The 2,042-nt window shown below is 40.0% G+C and carries 2 protein-coding genes and 1 pseudogene; 2 read left to right on the top strand and 1 reads right to left on the bottom strand.

What is annotated here, in order from left to right:
• Together GMD6S_RS12615 and GMD6S_RS08870 are read left to right on the top strand one after the other, a co-directional pair.
• Window positions 1-162: pseudogene (locus tag GMD6S_RS12615) on the top strand (peptidoglycan-binding protein LysM); the annotation flags it as partial.
• Window positions 163-305: 143 nt separating this feature from the next.
• A complete protein-coding gene (locus tag GMD6S_RS08870) occupies window positions 306-1,172 on the top strand; it encodes a DUF2262 domain-containing protein (protein ID WP_225904036.1) in 867 nt (288 codons plus the stop codon).
• A gap of 141 nt (window positions 1,173-1,313) precedes the next feature.
• Here the strand turns inward: GMD6S_RS08870 and GMD6S_RS08865 are convergent.
• Window positions 1,314-2,042: DUF975 family protein (locus GMD6S_RS08865; protein WP_000297721.1), on the bottom strand; the 729-nt coding region annotated here is incomplete at its 5' end.

Genomic DNA, 2,042 nt, shown 5'->3' with positions numbered 1-2,042 from the left:
AAAAATATGGCTAGCCGTGGTATCAACTATATCATCTGGAAACAACGTTTCTACGCTCCATATGATAGTAAATATGGACCAGCCTACACGTGGAATCCAATGCCAGACCGTGGTAGCGTAACCGAAAACCACTATGATCACGTTCACGTATCAATGAACTAATAGAAAAAGAAGCTGAAAACTCATAAGGTTGAGGCTTCTTTTTGTTGTTCTAAGTCAAAATGTTTTCAAAGTTATGCTATAATCAAACTGAAGTTGACTGAAAATCAAGTATTTTTATTTTAGTAGAAGGTGAGAACACTATGATGAATAGTTTGAAAAAAACATTTGAGAAAACCATTGATGACTTTGAAAAAGAATTTTGTGGTGAAGTCGTTGAACTCTTGATTATCACTTTGCAAAATGTGGGAGGTGCGACTGTTTTAAAGAATGGATGGAAGTTGCCTTCGGTTCATTTTGTAGCAAGTGTGAATGTGGGGACAAAGGAGTTCTCGGAAATAGAGGGACGTTTGGAGTGGTTGGTGAGTCCAGAGGAATATGAAGAAAAGGGCTTGCTCTATAGCTATAGTTTCGAGCCCTATCAGATTCATCACATCAAATGTCAGAAAAGACCACAAAGGCAATTAGAACCTTATATGGCAGCAGTAGCGAATAACTGTTATCGTCTGCTGGAATACATTGAAGATGGGCAGTCGGATAGTAGATTAGAAGCTCTGATTGCAGAATATGTTAAACCAGTCGTCATCAAAGATTCTATAGGCGAATTCACTTTAAATAGAGCTTATTCATGGTTTGAGGGAAGTATGGATCTTGCGGGAAGCAGGGTTAGCGTGATGTTGGATGCAAATGAAGATGCCAGCTTACCACCAAAATCATTTGGCTACTTGAAAACATTTGTCAGGGATATTGACCGAAGAGACTCTGAAATCCGAGACGTTATAGTAAAAGAGATGTGGGAAACAGCAGAGGACTGGCTAGCTTCAGACGGAGATGCCGAAGTATTAACAGAGGACTATTTTTATAATTCCTTGTATCTGGGGGAACTGTCTATCAGTGAAGCGGGGGATTTGACTCTTTATTATGGAGATAAAGAGGATATTTTTGCTGGGCATGCGGTAGAAGTCAGGGCAGATATTGAAGGAAATATAGAAAATGTGACCTTGGTAGGGTAAATGGACAGCATGTGATTATTTCTTTATTGTGAATAAGCAACTTAGTCCTGTTACAGGAGTTTTTCCATTATATTTTAAAAATAACTGAAATCAGCACCTTCTTTAGAAAGTGCTGATTTTTTTGAGATAATAGTAGAAAGTTTATACTTTTCGGCGTTTGAGAGCGAGCAAAGTTCGATAGAAAATGATTTGGCTGCTCTGGATATAGGGAAGGATTGAAAAACTAGCAATTCCAAAAGTAATCCAATTGAGGAAGTACCAAGGAAGTAGTTGTAAATCGAGGACAAAGCGTTGAAATTTGTAACCTTTCACCAAGAAACGACTGGTTTTCAGGATTTGACTGGGTTTAGCCTGCCCTAAATCTAGAGTGTCGCAGAGGAGGAATTCTACCTGCGAGTAGGCGTAATGTTGCGGGATATAGAGGGCATTTCCTACAATCATCAAGATGAGGCTCGCAAAAAAGTAGAGCCCAAAGGTCATAAGGAATTGCTCGTTTTCAATAGATGAGAGGTCTAGTTTTGGAAACTCAGGATGTAGGGCAACAAATCTTCTAGCCAAGAGATTGCTATAAAAGAGGAAATAAATGCCTACTAAGTTTGGAATGCTCCATAAAAAGAGGTAGAAACGTTTGAGGAGCAGAGTTAGGAAGGTTTGCGAGAAGCGCTCTTCAGCAAAGAGGGCCAGGCTTGATTTTACTGAGAGTTCCGTATCAGGATCCTTGAGGAGTCGGAGTGTCGCAAAGGCAGCACCTACTAGAAAAATCGTGCTCATAAAAGAAACTACTAGCGGGAAGAGATAGGCTTGGAGAACTTGTGCCAGCATGCTGAAAAAGGATTGCTCTAAAACACTTTCTTGGAGACGAGCCAAGGG

The organism is Streptococcus sp. GMD6S (assembly GCF_000297015.1).
This window is presented reverse-complemented; position numbering and strand designations above follow the sequence as displayed.

Excerpts from the sequence above, each read along its gene's own strand:
- GMD6S_RS08870 (WP_225904036.1), top strand. The coding sequence starts at position 306 with ATGAATAGTTTGAAAAAAACATTTGAGAAAACCATTGATGACTTTGAA.